This window comes from Paenibacillus sp. ClWae2A (assembly GCF_032452295.1).
GTDB lineage: Bacteria > Bacillota > Bacilli > Paenibacillales > Paenibacillaceae > Paenibacillus.
In genome coordinates, this window is the sequence record NZ_JAULSQ010000026.1 from 1 (window position 1) to 24,082 (window position 24,082).

The 24,082-nt window shown below is 45.9% G+C and carries 23 protein-coding genes, 1 rRNA gene and 1 pseudogene; 22 read left to right on the forward strand and 3 right to left on the reverse strand.

The window, feature by feature from the left end; translation table 11 throughout:
- Positions 1–107: ribosomal RNA gene (gene rrf, locus QVE09_RS31305) — 5S ribosomal RNA — on the forward strand; the annotation flags it as partial.
- A 256-nt stretch (positions 108–363) separates the two neighbouring features.
- Entirely contained in the window at positions 364–717 is a 354-nt protein-coding gene (locus QVE09_RS31310; protein ID WP_315939892.1) for a FlxA-like family protein, read from the forward strand.
- A 156-nt stretch (positions 718–873) separates the two neighbouring features.
- Here QVE09_RS31310 and QVE09_RS31315 read toward each other — a convergent pair whose 3' ends face one another.
- Positions 874–2,229, reverse strand: a complete 1,356-nt coding sequence (locus QVE09_RS31315; RefSeq protein ID WP_315939893.1) for an MATE family efflux transporter — start codon at positions 2,227–2,229, stop codon at positions 874–876.
- Between the two features lie 162 nt (positions 2,230–2,391).
- On the opposite strand from QVE09_RS31315, the gene QVE09_RS31320 reads away from it, so the two are divergent.
- From QVE09_RS31320 to QVE09_RS31370, 11 genes are all read left to right on the forward strand, one after another.
- Complete coding sequence (locus QVE09_RS31320) at positions 2,392–3,126, forward strand: class I SAM-dependent methyltransferase (RefSeq protein ID WP_315939894.1); 735 nt, start codon at positions 2,392–2,394, stop codon at positions 3,124–3,126.
- A 229-nt stretch (positions 3,127–3,355) separates the two neighbouring features.
- Complete coding sequence (locus QVE09_RS31325; protein ID WP_315939895.1) at positions 3,356–3,934, forward strand: RNA polymerase sigma factor; 579 nt, start codon at positions 3,356–3,358, stop codon at positions 3,932–3,934.
- Positions 3,931–5,211, forward strand: a complete 1,281-nt coding sequence (locus QVE09_RS31330; protein ID WP_315939896.1) for a hypothetical protein — start codon at positions 3,931–3,933, stop codon at positions 5,209–5,211. Before QVE09_RS31325 ends, QVE09_RS31330 begins: the two co-directional genes overlap by 4 nt.
- A gap of 60 nt (positions 5,212–5,271) precedes the next feature.
- Entirely contained in the window at positions 5,272–5,730 is a 459-nt protein-coding gene (locus tag QVE09_RS31335; RefSeq protein ID WP_315939897.1) for a 2-thiouracil desulfurase family protein, read from the forward strand.
- A gap of 245 nt (positions 5,731–5,975) precedes the next feature.
- A complete protein-coding gene (locus QVE09_RS31340) occupies positions 5,976–7,670 on the forward strand; it encodes a methyl-accepting chemotaxis protein (protein WP_315939898.1) in 1,695 nt (564 codons plus the stop codon).
- Positions 7,671–7,879: 209 nt separating this feature from the next.
- A complete protein-coding gene (locus tag QVE09_RS31345) occupies positions 7,880–8,557 on the forward strand; it encodes an NAD(P)H-dependent oxidoreductase (protein ID WP_315939899.1) in 678 nt (225 codons plus the stop codon).
- Between the two features lie 161 nt (positions 8,558–8,718).
- Positions 8,719–9,162: a MarR family winged helix-turn-helix transcriptional regulator gene (locus QVE09_RS31350; protein ID WP_315939900.1), complete on the forward strand. Its 444-nt coding sequence runs from the start codon at positions 8,719–8,721 to the stop codon at positions 9,160–9,162.
- Positions 9,163–9,329: 167 nt separating this feature from the next.
- Positions 9,330–9,911: an NAD(P)H-dependent oxidoreductase gene (locus QVE09_RS31355; RefSeq protein WP_315939901.1), complete on the forward strand. Its 582-nt coding sequence runs from the start codon at positions 9,330–9,332 to the stop codon at positions 9,909–9,911.
- A 114-nt stretch (positions 9,912–10,025) separates the two neighbouring features.
- Entirely contained in the window at positions 10,026–10,337 is a 312-nt protein-coding gene (locus tag QVE09_RS31360) for an ArsR/SmtB family transcription factor (RefSeq protein WP_036668255.1), read from the forward strand.
- Between the two features lie 159 nt (positions 10,338–10,496).
- Entirely contained in the window at positions 10,497–11,531 is a 1,035-nt protein-coding gene (locus QVE09_RS31365) for an LLM class flavin-dependent oxidoreductase (protein ID WP_315939902.1), read from the forward strand.
- Positions 11,532–11,839: 308 nt separating this feature from the next.
- A complete protein-coding gene (locus tag QVE09_RS31370; RefSeq protein WP_315939903.1) occupies positions 11,840–13,000 on the forward strand; it encodes an AI-2E family transporter in 1,161 nt (386 codons plus the stop codon).
- Positions 13,001–13,154: 154 nt separating this feature from the next.
- Here the strand turns inward: QVE09_RS31370 and QVE09_RS31375 are convergent, their stop codons facing one another.
- Positions 13,155–13,526 (reverse strand): ArsR/SmtB family transcription factor, encoded by a 372-nt coding sequence (locus QVE09_RS31375; protein ID WP_253429786.1) that lies wholly within the window; start codon positions 13,524–13,526, stop codon positions 13,155–13,157.
- A gap of 227 nt (positions 13,527–13,753) precedes the next feature.
- On the opposite strand from QVE09_RS31375, the gene QVE09_RS31380 reads away from it, so the two are divergent.
- The 7 genes and pseudogenes from QVE09_RS31380 (at position 13,754) to QVE09_RS31410 (ending at position 22,130) form a co-directional block, all read left to right on the forward strand.
- Positions 13,754–16,102 (forward strand): heavy metal translocating P-type ATPase, encoded by a 2,349-nt coding sequence (locus tag QVE09_RS31380; RefSeq protein WP_315939904.1) that lies wholly within the window; start codon positions 13,754–13,756, stop codon positions 16,100–16,102.
- A gap of 205 nt (positions 16,103–16,307) precedes the next feature.
- Positions 16,308–16,670, forward strand: a complete 363-nt coding sequence (locus QVE09_RS31385; RefSeq protein ID WP_315939905.1) for an SdpI family protein — start codon at positions 16,308–16,310, stop codon at positions 16,668–16,670.
- 191 nt (positions 16,671–16,861) lie between these two features.
- Positions 16,862–17,314, forward strand: coding sequence for a helix-turn-helix domain-containing protein (locus tag QVE09_RS31390; protein WP_315939906.1), 453 nt, complete (start codon positions 16,862–16,864; stop codon positions 17,312–17,314).
- Between the two features lie 229 nt (positions 17,315–17,543).
- Positions 17,544–18,764 carry an MFS transporter gene (locus QVE09_RS31395; protein ID WP_062837652.1) on the forward strand — a complete coding sequence of 407 codons (1,221 nt, stop codon included), beginning with the start codon at positions 17,544–17,546 and terminating at the stop codon, positions 18,762–18,764.
- 18 nt (positions 18,765–18,782) lie between these two features.
- On the forward strand, positions 18,783–19,205 hold the full coding sequence (locus QVE09_RS31400; protein ID WP_315939907.1) for a universal stress protein: 423 nt from the start codon (positions 18,783–18,785) through the stop codon (positions 19,203–19,205).
- A gap of 240 nt (positions 19,206–19,445) precedes the next feature.
- Positions 19,446–20,868 (forward strand): annotated as a pseudogene (locus QVE09_RS31405) (aldehyde dehydrogenase family protein).
- Positions 20,869–21,317: 449 nt separating this feature from the next.
- Positions 21,318–22,130 carry a MerR family transcriptional regulator gene (locus QVE09_RS31410; protein ID WP_315939908.1) on the forward strand — a complete coding sequence of 271 codons (813 nt, stop codon included), beginning with the start codon at positions 21,318–21,320 and terminating at the stop codon, positions 22,128–22,130.
- 154 nt (positions 22,131–22,284) lie between these two features.
- On the opposite strand, the gene QVE09_RS31415 is transcribed toward QVE09_RS31410, so the two are convergent.
- Complete coding sequence (locus QVE09_RS31415) at positions 22,285–22,782, reverse strand: GAF domain-containing protein (protein ID WP_036614172.1); 498 nt, start codon at positions 22,780–22,782, stop codon at positions 22,285–22,287.
- A gap of 185 nt (positions 22,783–22,967) precedes the next feature.
- Here QVE09_RS31415 and QVE09_RS31420 point away from each other — a divergent pair, with 185 nt between their 5' ends.
- Positions 22,968–23,264: a hypothetical protein gene (locus QVE09_RS31420; RefSeq protein WP_315939909.1), complete on the forward strand. Its 297-nt coding sequence runs from the start codon at positions 22,968–22,970 to the stop codon at positions 23,262–23,264.
- Between the two features lie 199 nt (positions 23,265–23,463).
- Positions 23,464–24,036 (forward strand): GNAT family N-acetyltransferase, encoded by a 573-nt coding sequence (locus tag QVE09_RS31425; RefSeq protein WP_315939910.1) that lies wholly within the window; start codon positions 23,464–23,466, stop codon positions 24,034–24,036.
- Positions 24,037–24,082: the final 46 nt, after the last annotated feature.

Sequence of the window (24,082 nt, forward strand, 5' to 3'; positions counted from 1 at the left end):
ATGGCGGAGGGGTTCCACACGTACCCATCCCGAACACGACCGTTAAGCCCTCTAGCGCCGATGGTACTTGGACCGCAGGGTCCTGGGAGAGTAGGACGCCGCCAAGCAATATAAAGACACACTTGAATGATTTCGAGTGTGTCTTTTTTGTGTTACTATTTTCTGCCGAGAAACAACTAACATAGATAAGACAGCATCAATATTTTCACTTATATGAAGACTCTCAGTATTAATGCTGGTATACATACTTCCATATGATCGACTTCTGATTCTTAGCTCCTTCAGCAACCTTTCAGTTGAATTTAACGTACGTTTCAGTGGGATAGGGTATAGTGAAGCCAAGTAAAGAGGAGGAGAACCATAATGAATATATCTTCTACAGCCAGTTCCACAACATCATACATATCGTCATCTTCGAGTTCGGACAATTCAAGTAGCTTGGAGAAACAAAAGACAAAGCTTGAGGCTCAATTGGAGAAAGTGCAATCCAGCAAGGACGATGAGAAGACCAAGGAGACAAAGACCAAACAGCTTGAACAGCAGATCAAGCAGATTGAGGGACAGATTGCACAGCAAAGCTCTCAAGGAGCCGGTACAACTGCTACGAAGGAGGCACCACCTGCCCAACCTCCATCCAATGGAAAGGGCGTAGCTACCCCTAAGGAAATTGCGAACGCAACAACAGATAGCAATGGTCGATTTGATATACGTATCTAATTACTTACCAACTAATGTTGGATAAAACAAAACCCTGACCGATCTAAATTGATCGTGCAGGGCTTTATTTGTTTATTAGATTATTATGAGGTCTACCTGCATTTTATCTACGTTCCATTGATCTTCTATCTGTTGCCGTTATATTATCTGTAAACGTTATTCAGACTGCAGCGCGTTTATTCGATCCGTAAGGGATCGTTTTCTATAGTACACGGCTATAGTTGCGAGAACCAGCATTTCGGACAGCGGTACGGCAAGCCACACACCCGTGACACCAAAGAATGAAGGCAGGGCTGCAATCAACGCAATCATGATGATCATTTCACGCGCAGCTGTGATCCAAATGGCCATTTTGGCATTGCCTACAGATTGGAAATAGGTGCTCATGACAAAGTTAACACCCATAAACACATAGGCAAATGTAAATATACGTAATCCGTAAACGGCATTATCCGTTACGCTACTACTGAAGTTTCCAAAGATTTGCACGAAATAAGGTGCACCGATTTGAACAATAAGCAGTAACAGTAGACCGCATGCGAGAGCTGTTTTGGTGGCTAAACGTATCGTTTGTTGTACCCGTTTAATCTGATTGGCACCGTGATAATAGCTTATCAGAGGTTGGGCAGCGGATGCGAGACCCAGGAAAGCCAACAATACAACACCATGAATATAGTTCAACACGGTAAATGATGCTACGCCATCCGTGCCCGCAATACGGTCCATGGAGATGTTATGGGAGACAGAGAAGACCGACATGCCAAGTTCAGCCAGAAAGCTGGGGAAACCAATGAGTAGAAGGGAAGCCAGCAGTTTGTTGTTCCACTTGAAGCGGGTGAATGTGAGATTATTCGTTTTTTTGAAAAAGTGAGTGAGCAGGACAAGTAGCGCAAGAGACGCTGATACAATTGTACCGATGGCCACACCGCGTACACCCCATTCGAGTACATAAAGTGTTATATAATTGATGATGATATTGGCCACAGCAAACGTAATCTGAGCGTACATGGATGTGTTGGGATTCCCATCGTTTCGTACAAAAACAGAGAGCGCATTCTCAATGGTGAAGACAAACCCAAACAATAACATGATATTCATATAGTCCGAAGCAAACGGGAAGGTCTCGGCGTTAGCACCGAGGGAGTATACCAGCTTGTCTTTGAACGTAAATGCAGTATATCCAATGGCAATCGTAACGAGCATTATCAGCATGATTGATTTGGTGAAAATTTGTTTGGCTGATGTGATATCTTTTCTACCCATAGCGTTGGAGTACAAGGTTGCCCCGCCCATACCAATCCACAGCGACATGGCAACAAAAAGCGTATAGACAGGTGAGGCAATGCCGATCCCGGCCATTGCTGTAGAACCCAGTTTGTGACCAACCATAATGCCGTCGATAATAAAATTAAAAGCAACTACCAGCATCCCCAATACGGAAGGCACAAGGTAACTTATAAAAGCTTTACCTACAGATTGCCCTTCCAGTGGATGCGTCCATTTCGTATTCATATTGACCTCCGTTAGTAAACTGAATGTTCATTCTGTGTTTAATAATACTGAACGTTCGTTCTGTATGATAACACGCCATGAATTTGCTTGGCAACTTTTACGTTTAAATAACGTCTGTGTGGTAGAGTAGATTGATATTTATTAGGCGGGAGGAATCTCTTGATGAAACAAAATAAATACGATGAAGCTGAGTTTTTCAATAACTACAGTAAGATGGCTCGTTCCGTTCAAGGGCTGGATGCAGCTGGGGAGTGGCATGAACTGCAGACTCTTTTGCCTGATTTGAAGGACAAGCGTGTGCTGGATTTGGGATGTGGTTTTGGCTGGCATTGCCGGTATGCGCGTGAACTACAAGCGAGTTCAGTGATCGGTGTAGATTTGTCTGAAAATATGCTTCAGCGTGCTCGTGAAATGACGGACGATCCGCAGATCCAGTACGAGCAGCTGGCGATTGAAGATATTAATTTTGCACCGGGACAATTTGATGTTGTGATCAGTTCACTTGCTTTGCATTATATTGAACGGTTAGACACGGTGTATGCTAAGATCAATGATTGTCTCGTAGAAGGGGGCACATTTGTACTATCCTCCGAACATCCCATCTTCACCGCTCGCGCTGCGCAGGATTGGCATTACGGACCCACAGGTGAGATTCTTCACTGGCCCGTGGATGATTACCACGATGAAGGGAAGCGTGTGGCGAACTTTCTGAATCAGGATGTGGTTAAATATCATCGTACACTGGCAACACATCTAAATGAACTCATTAAGGCCGGGTTTACCGTTCAAAAAGTGGCTGAGTCCAAACCATCACCGGAGATGATTGAACAGGTTCCTGGCATGCGAGACGAGAATCGGAGACCGATGTTTCTGATGATTGCTGCGGTTAAAGTATAACGATGAAAATGATACGTTAGACCAGAGGGCAGAAAGAAACTGAGGAAGTGGAGCGTTCGCCTAAAAGCTTTCTGATAGAGATTTCTAAATAAGCAAACTTATAGGAATCAGCGTGTTCAGTGATATTGAACATGCTGTTTTTTATTTTGCTACAATAATAAGAAATAATGTCCAAAACAGGGAACCAAACCACAGTAGATTCAGTCATATTAAGTGAGGTGAACAACAGTTGGATGATCAATTACTGGCACAGGCTCAGACCATCGACAATTACACACTTAGCAGCATAATGGATGACTACGGAAATGACGTGTGGAATTACGCTTATTTTCTGACCAAAAGTGCCGAACAGGCAGATGAATTGTCACAGGAGGTATTTATTCGGGCGTACTCGGGGATCGCTCATTATCGTGGAGATTGCTCACTGAAAACGTGGCTGTTGACGATTACTAGAAACACCACTTTTACATATCGAAAATCCAGATTCTTTCGTAGTAGCCTGTGGGGAGAGACGTTACCCATTGAGACAGAGCGTGGGGGTTCGGGCCAAAGAGTCATGATTGCAGAGCAGCCTGCACATCCTTCGGCCGAGATGGAAGTAATGCGTAAGGAGAATATCCATGAAATCTGGGATATTGTTCTGGCGTTGCCGAGGAAATTCCGGGAGATTCTTTTGCTGAATCTGAAGTATGAGCTTACGACGAGTGAGATTGCTGAGATGTTGAAAATCAGCTCAGGCACAGTAAAGTCCAGACTATCCCGAGGTAAGGATAAGGTACGGAAACAATGGGAGGAGCGAAGCGAATGATACATAAGGATGAGCAATGGGAAAAGGAAATCCGGAAGGGACCGTTTGCGTCGTCTCCTTTTACAGAGGATCACAAGCGGAAGGTGCTTCAACAGGTGGAGTGGATGAAGAAGTCGGAAGAGGGAAGCAAGGGAGATAGGTCAGAGGACAGTTCCAGGTTGTCCAGACCGTTTAGACCGCAAGTAGGCAACGCTTCACACAAACGTCGCACTAGAAGAGGGCCTCTTGTTGCAGGCATGGGTGCGTTGGTTATTGCTGCGGGATTGTTCCTATGGATCTGGGATGATGGACAGCTGGTGAAACCCGTAATCGAGCAGGTCTATCCGACAGCAGCGTTGCAGTTATCCGATGATTTGAACACAAATCTGCTAACCGACAAAATGAAAAGAAATGTTGCGACCACGATGCGAGACGATCTGGGTAAACAGCTGAAGATTACAAAAGTGGAAGACTTGCCTGTGTCCGGCAGAATATATGTAGAGGCTGGAAAAGAAAGTGAGAAGGAGTACGTGCAGATATGGCTTGATGCGGCAACAGGCAATCTGCGGGAAGTACAGATGAGAGGTGAGATGCTGGCGAGCGATTTGGAGCATCGCTATCTGCGTCAGGTTTCATCACTTTTACAAAGTATAGGTAGTACTCCTACGCTTAAACCTGTATCAGTTCAACGTTATGTGAGTATGAAGCAAGGGGAATTGGAACCGATATCGTATACGACAGTAGCGTTAGAGAATGAGACTGGTTATGGGGAGATTGTATGGCAACAGGACAAGGCTATATCGATCACAGGCGAGATGAGACCTGATCAAATACCCCAGGCGGCGCTGGCGGATGCCAGAAAAGCGATTGAGGCTTTATCTGGTAAAGCCAATCTAGATCTAGTAAGAGCAAGTCGAAGCAAAGATAATGAACTCGGCAAGGATACAGTCTTCTTTTCCTTTAAAGATAACTACTTTGTACAGATGACCGAAGGAAAAGAGGGCTTGGGCTATACCGTAGGGGATGCTAATTATTATGAGCAACAAGAAATAGGCAACATCGAAGAGATGGAGGCTTATCATGAAAAATTATATAATATTGATGAGTCTCTTCTTAGGGAAAAAGTGGGGCCAATAGTTAAGAAGATATTTAACATTGATTTTGACGCCTATAAACTACACAGAAATGCTGAGCAATTGGGAGTCGTCACATTTGAACTGGAGTCGAGCAAGGATGTTTTTCAGGTTGAATACAGGGAAGATGGTCGGATCAAGATGATCACCAGAGGCGAGTTATAGGGCTTGATCTTATATGTTACAATTTACTTCATAGATGGAATGAGTATTAAGGAGATAACGATGAAATATTTGGTGAGTTCATGTCTGGCGGGGGTAGCCTGCCGTTACAATGGAACAGCGAGCCTGGATGAGAAAATTCAGGAGCTTGTGGAGCAGGAGCAGGCCAAGATGGTGTGTCCGGAGCTGCTTGGGGGATTTTCCACTCCACGGGAACCGGCTGAAATTATCGGTGGCACGGGCAAGGACGTACTGGCAGGCACTGCAAAAGTGATTGAGAAAAGTGGCAAGGATGTCACAGAGCTATATATCAAGGGAGCATACCAGACATTGGAATGGGCCAAAAAATTGGATGTATCGTGTGTGGTATTGAAGGAATTCAGTCCGTCCTGTGGTACAAAGATGATCTATGATGGGAATTTCGCCAACCGCAAGGTAACTGGAGAAGGTGTCACCTCAGCATTGCTGCGACAAGAAGGATATACCGTCATTTCTGAAAATGAGTGGATGGAGCAACTATAGGTCGCACAGATATCGTTTCATATTCACAGAAAAGCCGCTGGATTATATCCTGGCGGCTTTTCTGTTGTCTCCCATTACTTTTCTCATTAAATGAATAAAGTCGATTTTCTTGAAATGCTAACAAACAATATGGATACATACGATATAGATATAAGATATATAAGGCTATCTACTATTTAAAGTGGGGGAATAATCATGTCAATTCAGTCTAAGCCAAAATATAAGAAAGGAAATAACTCAAAAATATGAAATTAACAACAACGATGATCATCATGACTGTGATTAGTCTAATCGGCTTGTTTACTGTCTTTCTGATTGGGATTTTTGGAATGAACGAAGCAAAAATGGGACAAGGTATCCTCTACAATGACCGCTTCCAGCATCAAACCAATGTTCTTGAATTGAAAAGTAATTTCTATAATATGCGCGCCAATTATACAAAGGTTCTTGATAATGCAGAGTATACCGACAAACAGTACGATCAGGTTCAGAAAGGTGAGAAGAGTATCACGGATGGCTTGAATGAGTTTTCGGCAAGAACATTGGATACCAAAGAAAAAGAGATATTTGCAGATTTGGTAGCAAAGATGGATACATATTATCAGGATATTGAGCAAATCATGGATACCAAGAAGATGTCGGGCACCTATGATAGTGAAGAGAGAGGAAGAATTAACAAAAGCAGTACAGCGATTGTGGAGACGATCACCCTTTTGAGTGCGCATAATGAAGAAGAGTCAGCCAAGCTCTATGCGGATACACAGGAAGTAATTCAGCAGCGAGCATTGGTGCTCGGTTCGGTTCTTTTGCTTTCACTTGCAGCACTCATTCTTATTTCATTTGTAGTGATTCGCAGTATACGTCAACGAATGAAAGCTATCACCCGTTATTGTGAAGAAATAACACAAGGTAACTTAACGGCATCCTTAGATCCACATCTAACACAGGGAAATAATGAGATAAGTGTCATCGCACGAGCTATTCGTACAATGAGCGATTCCACAACAAATGTCATTCGTGGTGTAGTTCAGGAATCACATCATATCAACCAGGTTAGCGATCTTACCAACCAGAACATGGCTGGTCTGAATGAACGAATTCGTGAAGTATCAGCTACAGTTGAAGAGCTCTCGGCTGCAATGGAAGAGGCTTCAGCCCATACGGAAAATATGAATCATTCGGCTGCTGAGATGCAACAGGGAGCTGAATATATATCGGAACGGACATCTAAACAAGCAGAGTCCGCCTATGTGACCAGCACGAAGGCTGAAAAGTTGAAGCAGGAAGCCCGCGAATCGAGTCGAGCAGCCATAGACATGTATGATCATACGAGTAAGAAGATGTCAGAAGCACTGGAACGTGCAACTGCTGTAGATCAGATTGGTATATTATCTCAGTCTATTTTGGATGTTACGGCACAGACTAATCTGCTTGCACTTAATGCATCCATTGAAGCTGCAAGGGCTGGAGAAGCAGGCAGAGGTTTTGCGGTTGTTGCAAGCGAGATTCGAAAGTTGGCTGATGATTCCAGGCAGGCTGCTGATCAAATCCAGCAGGTCACGGAAGAAGTTATGCAGTCTGTAACCAATCTGTCCTCGAATGCCAAAGAGTTGCTATCCTTTATGTTCAATCAGGTTGGCAAAGATTATAAATTATTGGAGGATACAGCTGAACAGTATTATGTCGATTCCCTTGATCATGCCAATGCAGTTAAAGATCTCAATGCAACCTCACAACAAGTGACTGCGAATATCAAAATACTAGTGGGCTCCATTCACGAGATTGCATCAGCCAGTGAACAATCAGCCGCATCCAGTCAGGAAATCGCAGGACACATGGTCGCTTCTGCTGCGCAATCTGTGGAAGTAGTTAAACAATCTGATCAAGTGAAAGATAGTGCATTGAATCTGAATAAGCTGGTTCAAAATTTCAAGATTTAAAAGGAAAAGAGTCGTAGATAATCCACTAGGCCATGTAAGTGCCCAGTGGATTATTGCTGTCTTTCTCCAATACTTACTTTTATAAACCAAGAAACAATAATGTGCGTACTTTTAATTTATATGCATAGGTCCTAAACTAATACTTGAGATGAAACCACTTAAACATTATTGTTCAACATAAAAAATATTTAAAAAGGACGTGGAGCTACATGGAAGTTACAGCAAAGTCAAAAACAAAGGAAGACATCTTAAAGGCGTATCATTTCCGGCATGCAACAAAGATATTTGATGATACCCGCAAAATCTCGGATGAGGATTTCCAATTTATATTGGAAACAGGCAGATTATCTCCAAGTTCCATTGGTCTTGAACCGTGGAAGTTTCTGATTGTACAAAATCCAAACCTGCGTAAGCGTCTGTCCGAAGTCTCTTCCGGCGCTCAAAAGCAATTGGCTACAGCAAGCCATTTTGTTGTTATTTTGGCCCGGTCAGATGCCAGTTATAATTCTCCCTATGCGGAGTACATGCTGAAGGAAACAAAGGGAATGCCAGATGACATATTTGAGCTAACAAGTGAGGCTTATGGAAAGTTCCAAAATAACCAGAAAATTCTGGATAATCCACGATCATTATTTGACTGGGCATCTAAACAGACGTATATTGCACTCGGCAACATGATGACGGCGGCATCTCAGATCGAGATTGATTCTTGTCCAATCGAAGGTTTCAGCCGTGAGGATGTCCATCGGATTATGGAAGAAGAGGGCTTGCTGGAGGATGGCGCATGGGGCGTATCTATGATGGCAGCCTTCGGTTATCGGGCAGAGGAGCCCCAGCGTGAGAAGTCCCGACAATCCGTTGAGAAAATCACGCAATGGATTAACTGAATTCAGCATGAATCCAACATGAATTCAAAAAACGATTAGCTAAGATCTAACATTATAGATCAGGATCAGAGTAGAATCGAAACAGCCCGATATTTTCCAGATGTTAGCAGGATGGAAAGGGCTGTTTTTCTTTTTATAAAAAAGAACTTGAAAATGCATAGATGTCTATGTATAATGGGGTCATGCCTAAATACAACGCTATTGCACTGATTGCAAGAATCAGGGATCATGTCAACAAACGGATTGTACACGAATTGGAACAGCATGAGGTAACAGGGATTGTTCCTTCTCATGGGGATGTATTGATGTTCTTGTACCGGGAAGAGACGCTGTCGATCAAGATGTTGGCTGAACGTGTTCAACGCACACAACCAACGGTAACTGTACTGGTCAACAAGCTGGAGAAGCTTGGATATGTTGAACGCAGCAAGAGTGCCGAAGATAGCCGAGTGACGATGATTCGCCTAACCGAACAGGGGAAGCGACTCGAACCGATCTTTCATCAGGTATCAGAGCAGATTAATGACATCATCTATAGTGGCTTGTCCGATGAACAGTCGGAGCAATTGGAGAGCTTGTTATCCATTATTGTCCGAAAGTTATAATGAATGAACTCTTCTGTCTGCAACCCTTCCAGATTTGAATGGGGTGGAGGCAGAGGAGCCCAAATATTTTTTTACCCATATACATAGATATCTATGTATACGGGAACGTATCAATGTAACCCCATTTTCGCAACCTAACTCAAACCAAACCTGGAGGGATTCACACTATGAAACACCTTATCGTATATGCTCACCCGCGCACAGACAGCTTGAATAACGCAATCCTCAATACTGCTGTAGAAGCTCTCGAAGCTCAAGGCCATGAAGTGGTTGTTCGTGACTTGTATAAGCTTGGATTCCAACCCGTACTGACTGAAGCTGATACAGCTTCCATGCGCGCAGGACAGACACCACAGGATATCGCTACAGAGCAACAGTTTGTTACAGATGCAGAAGTTATCACATTCATCTATCCGATCTGGTGGACAGGTCTTCCTGCCATTATGAAAGGATATGTTGACCGTGTATTCGCCTATGGTTTTGCATATGCAGCCGGTGAAGCAGGAATCGAGAAATTGCTGACAGGCAAAAAAGGACTCGTCATCAATACACATGGTACACCAAGTGAAATTTATGATCAGATTGGCATGACTGCTGGACTGAAATTAACTTCAGACGTAGGTATCTTCGATTTTGTAGGTATTGAAGCCGTAGATCATCTGCTCTTCGGTAGTATTGGATACCTGGATGCACCAGCATATCAATCCATGTTGGATCAGGTTAAACAGACGATTACAACCAATTTCTAATATGGATGTTGAATCCAGATACGGATTCCATATGATTCCAGACCGACTCGATCATGAGTCGGTTTGTTTGTTCATGTGTTTGCAAAATGGATGAAAGGGGGTATAATCGTACCCATGGAACCTATACTTATATTCAAAGCATTATCGAACGAGACACGTAGACAAATCTTGTTGTGGCTCAAAAACCCGGAGCAACACTTCCCACCGCTGGAACTATCTCAGCATCCGGATGGTGGCAAGAACGGAATCTGTGTTGGCACGATTCAAGTGAAGGCTGGACTGGCTCAGTCGGTTATATCCAGTTATCTGCTGACTATGCTCAAGGCAGGGTTGCTGCTCTCCGAGCGAAGAGGACAATGGACGTATTATCGGCGCAACGAGGAGACGATCCGTCAGTTTGCCGAGTACGTGCAGAACGAGTTATAAGCCGGATGCCGGAACGGAAGCTAGGATGCATATGCAGGCAGGGATTCCGTCCGGATGTAAACGGCTAGTTTATGAACACATCACCATATCCAGTTGCGATTTAATTAATCTATATATCTGGATATACAAAAATATAATCATCGAGGAGATTAAACGATAATGACTACAGAAAATACGGCTTCATCCCATAAAGAACACATCAATGACGTTAAGCTTTCCATCCTGGATCTGGCTCCTGTCGTAGTGGGTGCAACACCTTCTGATGCGTTGCGCAACAGCCTGGATCTGGCACAGCATGCTGAGCGTTGGGGATATCACCGTTACTGGGTAGCTGAACATCACAACATGCCGGGTATTGCTTCTTCCGCAACTTCGGTCGTTATTGGATATCTGGCTGGTGGAACCAAAACGATTCGTCTGGGTTCAGGAGGCATCATGTTGCCCAACCATGCACCGCTTGTCATTGCTGAGCAGTTTGGTACTCTGGAATCCCTGTATCCTGGCAGAATTGACCTGGGACTGGGTCGCGCACCAGGTAGTGACCGCCGTACATCTCTTGCGCTACGCAAAGATCTGAACAGTGGGGAAGATTTCCCTGAGCTTTTGGCAGAACTTAGAGCATACTTTGATGCTTCGGCGACGTCTTATCACGCGCCTGTTCGCGCTGTACCGGGAGAAGGATTGAATATTCCAATTTACCTCCTGGGGTCCAGTGATTTCAGTGCACGTCTGGCAGGTCAGCTGGGATTGCCGTTTGCTTTTGCCAGCCACTTCTCGCCCGATTACACCCGTATTGCACTAGAGACGTATCGAAACAACTTCCAACCATCTGATAGTTTGAAGGAGCCACATGTGATTGTTGGTGTTAACGCAGTTGTTGCGGATACAGACGAGGAAGCAGCATGGCTGGGCACAACGATGCAACAGCAGTTCCTGAACATTATTCGCGGCACAACGGGATTGGTACAGCCTCCGGCAGAGATGGAAGGCAAATGGACGGACCGTGAGAAAGCTGGTGTGGAGCAGACGCTCAAGGCAGCTGTTAATGGTTCACCAGAAACTGTACGTGGACAGCTGGAATCCTTCATTCGGCAGACGCAGGCAGATGAGCTGATTATTACGTCGATGATCTATGATCATAAGGCACGTCTGCATTCCTATGAGTTAATCGCACAATTGGCGGGAAAAGCTTAATCTTCATTTTCAGCGTAAAAGCTGGCTTATGGTAGCCTATAGCTATAAATTTACGGTTCGTCTCCCAGTGAGGCGAGCCGTTTTTGAATAGGGAGAATTTGCAAATGATTCGTGTGGGGCAGAAGACTCATTTTGGGGTAAAATGACTTTACCGGTTTAATTTGAAACGGTTAAACAGCACCATACGTATAAATCCAGAGTGTTATACATATGTTGGCTTGTACAAGGTGTTTTTTTTCGTGTGTGGGCATTTATTTAGCTTTATAGTTTAGTTTTGATTAAGGGTCATAAGAGAGGACGACACGCCTATGGAGCAACCTGAGCAACCCCGCGTTTGGCCGGAGCGGTTCAAGCGATTTTTTCTTAACAACAAGTTTGTCCTATTTCTGCTAATTCTGCTGTTGGTGGGACTGAACGTGATGGTTCTGACCAAAGTATCCTTTGTTCTTCATCCGCTCGCAGTACTCATCAAAACCATTGTGCTACCTATTATTCTGTCAGGCATACTCTATTATCTGCTAAATCCGATTGTGGATGTGATGGAAAGGTGGAAAATCAAGCGTGGCTGGTCCATTCTGATCCTGTATCTTGCGATTGGAGGCATTCTGACAGTTGTTGTGCTGGCAGTCATTCCGGTTGTGCGTAACCAGATTGTGGGGCTGATTGAAAATTTCCCAACGTACAGTGAGACGGTAAAACAGCAGTTTGAGGAGCTTACGGGCAGTAAATTGTTCGGTCAGTTCCAGGAGACGGTGAATCTGAATTCGCAGGACTGGTGGGGAACAATCTCCCAAAAGGCTACGGAAATTCTGAACTCGACCTGGACCAAATTGGGCGGATTCCTTGGAGCTTTCACGGAGACCGTGCTGTCCATCGTAACGGTTCCGTTTATCCTGTTCTATCTGCTGAAAGACGGCAAGAAGCTGCCGGCGAAAATTCTGTCCTTCCTGCCGATCAAGAGCCGTACGGGCGCAATGCATGTGCTGGAAGACATCAATCACCAGATCAGTTCATTCATTCGTGGACAGATTATCGTCAGCTTCTGCATCGGTATTCTGCTCTATATCGGTTATATGGTCATTGGTCTGGATTATGCACTGATTCTTGCGATTATCGCATCGTTCACGAGTGTTGTTCCGTATCTGGGACCAGCAATTGCGATTACACCTGCGTTGATCGTGGCCCTGGTTACTTCACCGGTGATGCTGCTGAAGATGGTTGCCGTATGGACAATCGTGCAGTTAATCGAGGGTAAATTCATCTCGCCGCAGATCATGGGCAAAACGCTGAAGATTCATCCGATCACGATTATCTTTGTCATTCTGACTTCGGGTAATCTGTTTGGAGTAGTAGGCATTCTGCTCGCTGTTCCAGGATACGCGGTGCTGAAAGTATGTGTATCACATATCTTCAACTGGTTTAAGGACAGATCGGGCCTGTACGACCCGAAAAAGAACAATCTTTTATAACCGAAGTGGCAGCAAGCTCCAAGAGATAGTTAATCAGAAGATTTAGTCACTTTGTATCCTGTATAAAACGGTACCCTTACCTAGAAGAACCCCCGTCCATCGGCATATAGCCGAGAGGCGGGGGTTCTTCTTCATGAACCAGCTTGGCTGCTGCCTAGCTGTGTTTAATATGCTGGAGCGTTTGCAGGAAAATCTGCTCAATATGAGTATCATCCAGAGAGTAGTACACGGTCTTGCCTTCCTTGCGCCGCTTGACGATCCGCATGTTGCGGAGTGAACGCAGCTGGTGTGAAATGGCCGACTGTCCCATGTCGAGCAGAACCGTCAGGTCATGAACACATAATTCCTTCTGTAACAGCGCATCAATAATACGTAGACGGGTTGGGTCGCTGAATGCCTTGAACCAATCTGCCATCTCGGAAGAGGTCTCCCGATCTATGAGTGAAGTGCGAATCTTCTCTACATCCGCTTCAGTACCTGAGCAGGCTGCATCACATTCGCTTGGTGCTTTAACCGGTTGTTCCATTTCCTATCACCGCCTATGTTAACAACTGTAGTTCTATTATATCCAAAAAACGTCTAAAGCGAAATAATTACTATTAGCATAGTCTGTATAAAAAATCAACAACGATTGTTGACACTCATGTTTAGGCGTGCATATAATAGGGGTATCTAAACATATGAATGAATGCTCATATATTGAATGTAGTTGGGTTATAACATTGTTTTTGGACTGCAAAGGGGAGAATTCACATGGGAACCGGACAGGAACAGGTGAAAAGGGAACTTCTGCTTGATGGACTGGATTGTGCGAACTGTGCATTGAAGATTGAGAATGGCGTCAAAAAAATTAAGGGCATTAACGAATGCTCTGTCAATTTTGTTACCAAAACATTATCGCTACACACCACTTCCGATATGGATGAACAGGTAGTGGAAGAAGCGAAGCGCAAAGTGCTTCGGCTGGAGCCGCATATTCGCATTTCGGAAAAAGGAAAACAGGTGAACGGACATGTGCATACCCACACAGGGAGTGCAGCTGGTGCAAATAACCACAGTCATGACCATACTGGACATGATCATGGACATTCACATTCACATGGCAAACACTCGCATACTCATGATCACGGAGACTCAGAGGGACACACACATGGTCATGTGCATGAGCACGGAAGTCATGCTGGACATGATCACAGCCATACGCATGATGATGCCCATGCAGGCCACTCGCATGAACATGGTGCAGGACAGACAAAAGTATTGCTAACTCGTCTTGCTGCAGGTTCTGTGCTGCTCGCAGCTGCGATCTGGTCGCCGCTGGAGGGCTGGGCACAGCTTACTCTATATGCGCTCGCTTATCTGATTGCCGGGGGAGACATCGTGCTCCAGGCGTCCAAAAACATCATCCGCGGTCAGGTGTTCGATGAATACTTCCTGATGTCCGTCGCTACCTTGGGTGCCTTTGCTATTGGTGAGTATCCGGAAGGGGTAGCGGTCATGCTCTTTTATCAGCTCGGGGAGCTGTTTCAGGGCATGGCGGTTAATCGGTCACGCAAGTCGATTCAGTCACTGATGGACATTCGCCCGGACTACGCGAATATCCTGACGGGTTCGGGTGACGAGACCCGTCGTGTATCTCCAGAAGACGTACGGATTGGTGATCGTATTGTCGTGAAAGCAGGAGAGCGAGTACCGCTGGATGGTATCGTTAGAGCTGGGCGTTCCATGGTGGACACTTCTGCTCTGACAGGTGAATCCGTACCTCGTGAGCTGGAGTCCGGAAGTGACGTACTGAGTGGATTTGTGAACAAAAATGGTATGTTGACGATTGAAGTGACCAAAACGTTTGGTGAATCAACGGTATCCAAAATTTTGGACCTGGTACAGAACGCGAGCAGCCGGAAAGCGAAAACAGAGCATTTTATTAGTAAATTCGCCCGATATTACACACCAGTTGTTGTTATCCTTGCAGCCGTGATTGCATTTGTTCCGCCGTTGATACTTAGTGGTGCAACATTTGCCGATTGGATCTATCGTGCATTGGTCTTCCTGGTTATCTCATGTCCTTGTGCGCTGGTGGTCTCTATTCCACTTGGATTCTTTGGAGGTATCGGAGCGGCTTCACGTAACGGGATTCTCGTTAAAGGCAGTAACTACCTTGAAGCGTTGAACGATGTGAAAGTTGTTGTTTTTGATAAAACGGGTACACTAACCAAAGGTGTATTTAAAGTAACAGCCATTCGTCCCGAAGGTGGACGTACGGAAGATGAACTGATGAAGCTGGCAACTATTGCGGAAGCCAATTCCAATCATCCAATTGCTGAATCCATTCGCGCAGCTTGGGCCAAAGCCATTCCCACGCAAGGTGTGGAAGGTTATGACGAAGTTGCCGGACATGGGATTAAGGTGAGTGTAGATGGTCGGGAAGTGTTGGCAGGCAACGCCAAATTAATGGAGCAGGCGGGTATATCCTATACCACACCAGAGACGGCCGGAACGATAGTCCACGTGGCTGAAGCTGGCACGTATGTTGGTCATCTGATCATTGCCGATGAAGTGAAGGACGATGCAGCTGCTGCTATTCAGGCGCTGAAGAAGCTCGGCATCCGCAAAACGGTCATGCTGACAGGTGATGCCAAAGCCGTAGGTGAAGCGGTAGGAAGTGAGCTGGGTGTGGATGAGGTCTACGCTGAATTGTTGCCACAGGATAAAGTCAAACGACTGGAGCAACTGGAAGCTGCCAAATCTCCGAAGGAAAAAATGGTGTTTGTCGGTGACGGCATCAACGATACACCTGTACTGGCGCGCGCCGATGTGGGCGTGGCCATGGGTGGGCTCGGCTCGGATGCCGCGATTGAAGCGGCAGATGTGGTCATCATGACCGATGAACCGTCGAAACTTGCGAGCGCGATCCGCATTGCAAAGCGTACACGAATGATTGTATGGCAAAATATCGCGTTTGCTCTGGGTGTTAAGGCGATCTTCCTGTTACTCGGTGTGTTCGGCATAGCTACCATGTGGGAAGCGGTATTCTCGGATGTCGGTGTCACGGTGCTGGCTGTTCTGAACGCCATGCGTGTACTTCGTGTGAAGAATATCTAAGTTTACGAAACGATCCAGGCGGCTCTTCGTATATACGTAGAGCCGTTTTTATATTTTTATATAGATAAGTCTAACTAGACATTTACACGAGAACGGAGAGGACAGAAATAACCTGAAGAAGTGAAACTTCATCGGCAAGTTATTCTGTCACCGGAGTGTCAGTGTAAGCAGGTCTATGGAAGACAACAGTGAAGGGGAGAACATTTTGGCAGGAGCAGTAGTAGGGATCATCATCGGAGTGTGTTATTTCATTCTGGGGTTAATGGTGTTCAAAAAACCACCGAAAATGATTAACGGCATATATGGTTATCGGACCCCGCGTGCAATGAGTAATCCCGAGTTGTGGGACGAAGCGCAAAGTTATAGCGCCAATTTGATGATGCAATTTGGAGTGATTATTACGATATTCGGCATTATTGGTTTCTGGCTTACAGATGTACGAGCTTTGGTGCTGAGTCTGGTTGCTACAGGGTTCTATACGTTCAGACTATTTACCAGAGTTGAAGGCCGGTTGAAGCAAATGCAGCGTGCTCAACAGCAACAGCAACAGAATGAGCAGAACGTTTAAGGTAAAATGAATGAATAGTGTAGAGAGGAAGACTCGCGTTTGAAGCGGGTCTTTTTTTGTCGAAGATAGAGAAGCGAAGAGGCTGTTAAACTCGCTAAGACTTCATACATAAAATCTAACGTTGACGTTAACGTTAATATTATATATAATTATATACATAACATTATAGACATATAGAAGAGGTGAGGGAAATGAGTATATATAAAATCGACGACGTAGCCAAGGAATGCGGTTTGACCAAGCGAACCATCCGGTATTATGAAGAGATTGGGGTCATGCCTTCACCTCAGCGGACAGATGGCGGGACGCGGTTGTACACTCGGGAGGATATTGATTATCTGAAGAAGGTGGTTCGCGCCAAAGAGGTACTTGGATTCTCCCTTCAGGAGCTACATACCTATGTGGCAACGGCAGATGCCTTGAACGAACAACGTTTTGACTACCAGCAGACGACCGAAGTAAGAGAACGGATCGAGAAGCTTACCGCGATGGAAACAACGCTGGATGGTCAGTTGCAACTGATTGAGCAGAAACTTCAGAGCATACATGCCGTACAGACGGAACTGGAAGAGCTTCGTGAACGCGTTCGGAGCGGTATTCAGAAGTTACAGGCACATGATCCGCAGAGTGATGAAGACGGCTAACCGAATTAACATTTAATGTTTAATAAACAAAACTGTATACACATAATCGCTACATGGAGTGAGCACCATAGTACCTTTGGCGATCCTGTACAAACACCGGATGTTCCGGTGTCATTTGTGCCGTTTTGTTGCCTTTAATTCTGAAAATGTATAGAAATTTTCATTGTTTTCACAGTCGTTTTCAAATGTAAAGTTTCACCACATAAATTATTCACAGGAGGAATTACGTATGAAAAGAGAGCCATCATTACCGGACGAATTGCCGTCATCACGTGGGGGCTTACTGTCTCAACCGAGAGCGGTATGGGCGGTCGCCTTTGCATGTATCATATCCTTTATGGGTCTGGGTCTGGTTGATCCAATCCTGCCTGCGATTGCAGACCAGTTGCATGCTTCAAAAAGCCAGGTGTCGCTGCTATTTACCAGTTATAACGCTGTGACCGGGGTAGCAATGCTGATTACAGGTGTCGTATCCAGCCGGATTGGTGTGAAGTGGACGCTACTCAGTGGGATATTGTTAATAATTATCTTCTCATTCCTCGGCGGTACCTCAGACACTGTAGGTGCACTGGTGGGTTACCGTGGTGGTTGGGGACTAGGAAATGCCTTGTTCATCGCAACGGCGTTATCTGCTATTGTGGGACTGTCCACGTCAGGGACAGCCAAAGCGATTATTTTGTACGAAGCAGCGCTTGGTCTCGGGATTGCGGTTGGTCCGCTGCTTGGTGGTGAGCTGGGTTCCATCTCTTGGCGTGGCCCGTTCTATGGGGTGGCTGTGCTGATGGCGATTGCCTTTATCAGCATTACATTTATGCTGCCCAAGATGGCCAAACCGAAAACACGCAGTTCTTTGTCTGATCCGTTCAAAGCATTAAGTTATCCTTCATTGAAAACATTGGCGATTACCGCCTTCCTTTATAACTTTGGTTTCTTTACCTTGATGGCTTATTCACCATATGTCATGAATCTGGATGAGCACGGCTTGGGTTATGTATTCTTTGGCTGGGGACTGATGCTGGCGATTACGTCTGTATTCGTCGCACCAAGATTACAACGCCGATTCGGATCGGTTCCGTCCATGAGTGTCATGCTTACATTGTTCGCGATTGATCTGGTTGTTATGGCAGTAGGTACAGTGATGGGTTCACCAACTACCGTTATTGTGGCAGTCATTGTAGCGGGGATTTTCCTTGGGATTAACAACACATTGATTACAACGGCTGTTATGGAAGCTGCACCTGTGGAGCGTTCTGTTGCTTCTGCTGCATACAGCTTTGTTCGTTTCCTGGGTGGTGCACTTGCTCCATGGCTTGCAGGTAAATTATCCGAGTGGTTCCTGCCGGAAACGCCGTTTTATTTTGGCGCATTAATGGTTCTGATTGGTGTTGTGGTACTGCTGGTACGTCGTCATCATCTGCGGGATATCGATTCCGCCATTACATCTCATTAATTCACAGGAGGAATTGGAATGCTGAAACGTATATTGGTTGCTGTTGATGGATCGGAACATGCGCATAAGGCTTTGGAGCAAGCACTAATTCTGGCTGAAGATATGAAACAACCCGCAAGTCTGTTGATCGTGCATGTTAATCCGGCCATCTCCATTAATGAACCTGCATTGGGTGTTGATCTGGAAGCTCGGATTGCCGAAGAAGGGCAACATATTATAGAACCGGTGACCAGACAGTTGTCTGGACGAGACGTCGCATATGAGACACTGCTGATTGCGGGTGATCCCGTTAATGAGATCTGCCGTGTAACGCGAGAACGAGATTGTGGGATGATCGTGATGGGCGCGGCTGGGAAAGGCATGCTCGCAGAGATGATCGTGGGCAGTGTCAGCCATGGCGTGTTAAAATATGCAGAGTGCCCCGTCCTGACGGTTAAATAGGTTGTGAAATCCTTTATAATGCAATAGCTCAAGATCGCCACAATGGCTCATCAGGTACGTTACAAGCTATGATTGCCGAACACTGTAGTGGGTTGATGGCACGGAAATAGTGTATAAATAGATTATATAAATTGAACTGAACTTTTACATGAGACAGCAATTTTATGGTTGTTCCGTCATCGGAGTGGCAGTGTATATTCTTTAGTTCAATAGGTTCTAAAAGGATGGAGGATGCAGCATATGAAAAAACAACATCTGTTTATCGGTGGCAAACCGACCGAATCCGTAGATTACAAAACACTTCAAGCACCATACTCCGGGGAAACGCTGGCAGAAGTCTCGTCGGCTTCAGCCGAGGAAGCGGAGGCTGCTGTTGCAGCTGCCGTTCAGGCTGGGAAGACAATGCGCCAGATGCCTGCACATCAGCGTGCAGATATTCTGTACAAGTTGTCCGCCATGCTTGAAGAACGCAAAGAAGAAGCAGCGCGAATCATAGCGCTTGAAGCGGCGAAGCCAATTACCGCAGCACTGGCCGAGGTTGACCGTACGGTGGAAACGTATCGTTTTGCCGCCGAAGAAGCCAAGCGGCTGACCGGAGAGACGGTTCCGATGGATGCAGCCAAAGGTGGAGAAGGACGTATCGGCTATACGATGCGGCAACCTCTAGGCGTCATCGGTGCGATTACGCCGTTTAATTTTCCAATGAATCTGGTAGCCCATAAGGTAGGCCCAGCGCTGGCAGCAGGCAATACGATTGTTCTCAAACCTGCGGAGCAGACGCCTCTATCTTCCTATTACATCGCTAATCTGCTGCAGGAAGCCGGAGCCGGATGGTGCACTGAACGTGGTGAGCGGTGATGGCAAAACCATTGGTGATGTGCTTGTTGAGCACCCCCGTGTTGCTCACATTACGTTTACAGGCAGTCCAGCGGTAGGCACGGGCATTCGTAGCAAAGCAGGACTCAAACGCGTGACACTGGAGCTTGGGTCGAATGCAGCGGTCATTGTGGATAAGGACGCAGATCTGGACAAAGTGGTTCCTCGATGTGTGACCGGTGCTTTCACGTATCAGGGACAGGTATGTATCTCGCTACAGCGAATCTACGTACATCGTGACATCTCGGAAGAATTCATCCAGCGTTTCGCTGAAGCGGCCAAACAAGTAGTGGTCGGAGACCCGCTGAGCCCGGATACGGTGGTCTCTGCGCTGATTACCTCCAAGGATGTACAGCGTACACTCGACTGGATTGAAGAAGCCAAACAGGCCGGGGCTGAAGTGGCAGCAGGCGGTCAAGCTGAAGGAGGCGTTCTGCGTCCAACGGTACTGATTAACGTTCCGCGTGATGCAAAGGTATCCTGTCAGGAAGTGTTTGCACCCATCGTTGTGATCAATACGGTAGATTCCGTTGAAGAGGGTATTGAACATGTTAACGATTCGATATACGGGCTTCAGGCAGGCGTATTTACAAACGATATTCATACCGCCTTCCATGCTGTCGATCAGATCGAAGCAGGCGGAGTTATGATTAATGATATTCCCACGTTCCGAGTGGATCACATGCCCTATGGTGGGGTGAAACAAAGTGGGATTGGACGTGAAGGTGTTAAATATGCGGTAGAGGAAATGACGGAATTGAAGTTTGTCATGTTTAACAAAGGATGATTTTTTTCGTTTCCCGTGCTCTATATTCCGTATGCCAATGAAAACATAATCATATGATTCCTGTGCCACGATAATGGCACAGGATTTTTCCCTTTAAAAAGGGAATCAAAAAAATCTGGGGATAACAGTGATCGGAAGGTTATTCTGTCATCGAGTGACCAGTGTAAATATGATTTGGTTGAACTTATATAACAAAAAAATACATACGAATTCTTCACTGACTGCGGGTTCACATCTGATGAGACGGGTATAACATAGTTAACATACCGCAACATAACTGACCAAACGCCGCTCATATCACCGAAGCATGATGTACCCATCCAGAGCACGAGCGGAATGAAGCGGTACAGCATTGCCGAAAGTCTTATATTCTCTCATTATTCAAATACAATGCAGTATGAATTAAGCCTGAACTCTGAAGTTGCAGGACAGGCAGGAGGTGTATTCAAATGGCGTATTCCATGGTTGACGTATCGGGAATGTCAGGCGTAAGTCTGAACGAACTGAGCCAGTATGCAGAGACAGGTCTTCTGAATCCGGCCTTTGGGGATGTAGATGAGGACATCTATTATGAAAAGCAGGAATTGTTGAGACTCCAGCAAATCCTTTTCTGTAAGGAAGTAGGTATGAAGGAGAATGAGATTGGACCGATGCTCCGGGACAATCCTCAGGATGTCATACGCATCATGAAGCAGCATCGCATTGACATTCTGGAGAAGGCACTCCGTCTGCATGGATTGATTCAGACACTGGACAAAACGATCTCTCATTTGCAAGGTGAAAAGGAAATTGATGAACATGAGCTTTATTTCGGTTTTGTAAATAAGGGGCGTCACCAGTTGCTGAATGAATCGGGTTCTGACCCTGTAGTCACTAATGATATGAGCCATGTGCAGACAGACGGTGCTCAGAGGTCCGACATCCAATCTTCCAATTCATCCACATTGCCTGAAAATCAGGAGTTGAAGTCAAAAGAAGATTATCTGGATTCCCAGGCGAAAATTGATCAAGTTCATCTGGACTTGCAACAGGCCATTGAGGATGGCTTGGAACCCGGTAGTGCAAAAGTACAACGGATTATTGGCAGGCATCTTGAATGGATTAAAGGTTATTATACACCCACCGCTGAGATCTATCGGGATTTGGCCAATCTGTATGTAGAGCATAAAAATTTCCGTCAGATGTATGATGGTTACCACCCGAGGCTGGCTGAATTCCTGCGGGATGGGATGATGATTAAAGCGGAACATGATTTATCCTAGATGCATAAAGTAACATGGGCGAGCAAGAACATGGGTGTGAATCATAATGGATAACAAAGAGCGCAGACCTCTAAGAAGAGGACTGCGCTCTTTGTTATTACGGGTTTTTTATCATCGTGTGTGATGAGGCTCCGATCATCTTGTTCATCATTTCCTAAAGGGGTATGGTTGCCTCCAACTGCTCTGTGAGCAGGCTTACGGCTTTCTCCAGGAAGACGCGGTCTTCGTCGTCAAAACGGTTTTTGATCGGGCTGTCGATATCCAGCACCCCGTACAGTTCGCCGTTTTTGATAATAGGTACGACAATCTCACTGTTCGATGCTGCATCACAGGCAATGTGGCCTGGGAAGGCATGAACATCGTCAACGACCAGGGTACGTTTTTCCGCAGCAGATGTGCCGCATACACCACGTCCCAGTGGAATTCGGATACAAGCAGGCAGTCCTTGGAATGGACCGAGGACGAGTTCTTTTCCATCATACAGATAGAAGCCGACCCAATTGGTGTCGGTCATAAATACATTGAGCAGCGCAGCAGCGTTCGCCAGATTGGCAATCGCACTAGGTTCATCGCGGATCAGAGCACTTAACTGTCCCAGGACGGCGGTGTGCTGCTCACTTCGTGTTCCTTCATAGGAAACAGCTTGAAACATGGTAAATCACCCTCCCGAGCAAAATGGTACTTATTTTCAAGATAGTGCAGAGGATGCGGTTAGTCAAGCGGAGGATTTCGGAAAGGGAAGGGAATACCTGAAGAATCCTCCTGTTTCTCAGCTTCTTGCGTGGGGTAATTACTTAGCAACCACGGAGGGCTACAACCCGGGAAGGAGCTTGGCTTATGCATGCAGAGGTACAGAATCTTTTTGTACGGATTCATCTACTACATTTCGCGCAAAATCAGGATTTAAACGTTAGCGAGGCGCTGCCCCTATTGGAAGAACGGGGATATCGCGTTGGAGAGCGGGAGATCAAGCAGGAGCTTGAACACCTGACACAGGAGAACTTCCTGACCGCCCACGGGGACCAATGGAGCCTAACCGGGACTGGTATTGAAGAATTCAAGGAAATCACCACCGTACTTGGTCGAGTTAGCGATGAATTACTGGGGAAGGGCAAGAAAACGTCCAAAGCTTAAAATTTATTTGGACAAGCCATGATTCCGTAATTCACTCAAACTTGAATGGATCCATACGTACAACAAGACCGGGAGCGACATTGGCCCGGTTTTTTGACGTGTGTCCATGACTGAATAGTTGCCATTCGGCGCAGGTTATGATTAGATGACTAGTGAATCTTATGGTCTGCGGAGATAGATCGGATCGGAGTGTCTTAATATGTATAAATGCAAAGGAAGAATTCCCGAAATGGAGACTGCGCGGCTTCGTCTGCGTAAAATGCGTCGCCGGGATGCGGCCCAGATGTTCGCATGCTGGTCAGATCGCGAGGTGACCCGTTACATGAATCTTGCACCCATGATTGGGACAAGCGAAGCGGCGGACATGATCGCACTGCTCAACCAAATGGCAGGAGAAGAGGATGCGATCCGGTGGGGGATTGAACTCAAAGAAACAGGCAAGCTCATCGGCAGTTGTGGCTTCAATACATGGCAGCTTGAAGGCGCATTCCGGGGTGAGATTGGTTATGAGCTGGGACGTGATTATTGGCGCCACGGTTATATGACGGAGGCTTTCTCGGCATTGCTGCCCTTCGGGTATGAGACCATGGGTCTTAATCGAATCGAAGCGCTGGTTGACCCGCGTAATCTGGCTTCCGGCGAGTTCCTGATTAACCGCGGCTTCACGCGAGAAGGGCTGCTGCGACAAGTACAACATACGTCCACCGGATACAAGGATATGGTGATGTATTCTATGCTGTATGATGAGTTCCTTCGCAAGCGAGGTAAATAAAAGAGAGAAACAAAGAGAGAAGGGTTTGTGTGAATGCAACTGGAGG

Bases quoted from the DNA above. Each gene is read 5' to 3' on its own strand.
- QVE09_RS31310 (WP_315939892.1), top strand. From the start codon at position 364: ATGAATATATCTTCTACAGCCAGTTCCACAACATCATACATATCGTCA.
- QVE09_RS31315 (WP_315939893.1), bottom strand. From the start codon at position 2,229: ATGAATACGAAATGGACGCATCCACTGGAAGGGCAATCTGTAGGTAAA.
- QVE09_RS31320 (WP_315939894.1), top strand. From the start codon at position 2,392: ATGAAACAAAATAAATACGATGAAGCTGAGTTTTTCAATAACTACAGT.
- QVE09_RS31330 (WP_315939896.1), top strand. From the start codon at position 3,931: ATGATACATAAGGATGAGCAATGGGAAAAGGAAATCCGGAAGGGACCG.
- QVE09_RS31335 (WP_315939897.1), top strand. From the start codon at position 5,272: ATGAAATATTTGGTGAGTTCATGTCTGGCGGGGGTAGCCTGCCGTTAC.
- QVE09_RS31340 (WP_315939898.1), top strand. From the start codon at position 5,976: ATGAAATTAACAACAACGATGATCATCATGACTGTGATTAGTCTAATC.
- QVE09_RS31345 (WP_315939899.1), top strand. From the start codon at position 7,880: ATGGAAGTTACAGCAAAGTCAAAAACAAAGGAAGACATCTTAAAGGCG.
- QVE09_RS31350 (WP_315939900.1), top strand. From the start codon at position 8,719: ATGTCTATGTATAATGGGGTCATGCCTAAATACAACGCTATTGCACTG.
- QVE09_RS31355 (WP_315939901.1), top strand. From the start codon at position 9,330: ATGAAACACCTTATCGTATATGCTCACCCGCGCACAGACAGCTTGAAT.
- QVE09_RS31360 (WP_036668255.1), top strand. From the start codon at position 10,026: ATGGAACCTATACTTATATTCAAAGCATTATCGAACGAGACACGTAGA.
- QVE09_RS31365 (WP_315939902.1), top strand. From the start codon at position 10,497: ATGACTACAGAAAATACGGCTTCATCCCATAAAGAACACATCAATGAC.
- QVE09_RS31370 (WP_315939903.1), top strand. From the start codon at position 11,840: ATGGAGCAACCTGAGCAACCCCGCGTTTGGCCGGAGCGGTTCAAGCGA.
- QVE09_RS31375 (WP_253429786.1), bottom strand. From the start codon at position 13,526: ATGGAACAACCGGTTAAAGCACCAAGCGAATGTGATGCAGCCTGCTCA.
- QVE09_RS31380 (WP_315939904.1), top strand. From the start codon at position 13,754: ATGGGAACCGGACAGGAACAGGTGAAAAGGGAACTTCTGCTTGATGGA.
- QVE09_RS31390 (WP_315939906.1), top strand. From the start codon at position 16,862: ATGAGTATATATAAAATCGACGACGTAGCCAAGGAATGCGGTTTGACC.
- QVE09_RS31395 (WP_062837652.1), top strand. From the start codon at position 17,544: ATGAAAAGAGAGCCATCATTACCGGACGAATTGCCGTCATCACGTGGG.
- QVE09_RS31400 (WP_315939907.1), top strand. From the start codon at position 18,783: ATGCTGAAACGTATATTGGTTGCTGTTGATGGATCGGAACATGCGCAT.
- QVE09_RS31410 (WP_315939908.1), top strand. From the start codon at position 21,318: ATGGCGTATTCCATGGTTGACGTATCGGGAATGTCAGGCGTAAGTCTG.
- QVE09_RS31415 (WP_036614172.1), bottom strand. From the start codon at position 22,782: ATGTTTCAAGCTGTTTCCTATGAAGGAACACGAAGTGAGCAGCACACC.
- QVE09_RS31420 (WP_315939909.1), top strand. From the start codon at position 22,968: ATGCATGCAGAGGTACAGAATCTTTTTGTACGGATTCATCTACTACAT.
- QVE09_RS31425 (WP_315939910.1), top strand. From the start codon at position 23,464: ATGTATAAATGCAAAGGAAGAATTCCCGAAATGGAGACTGCGCGGCTT.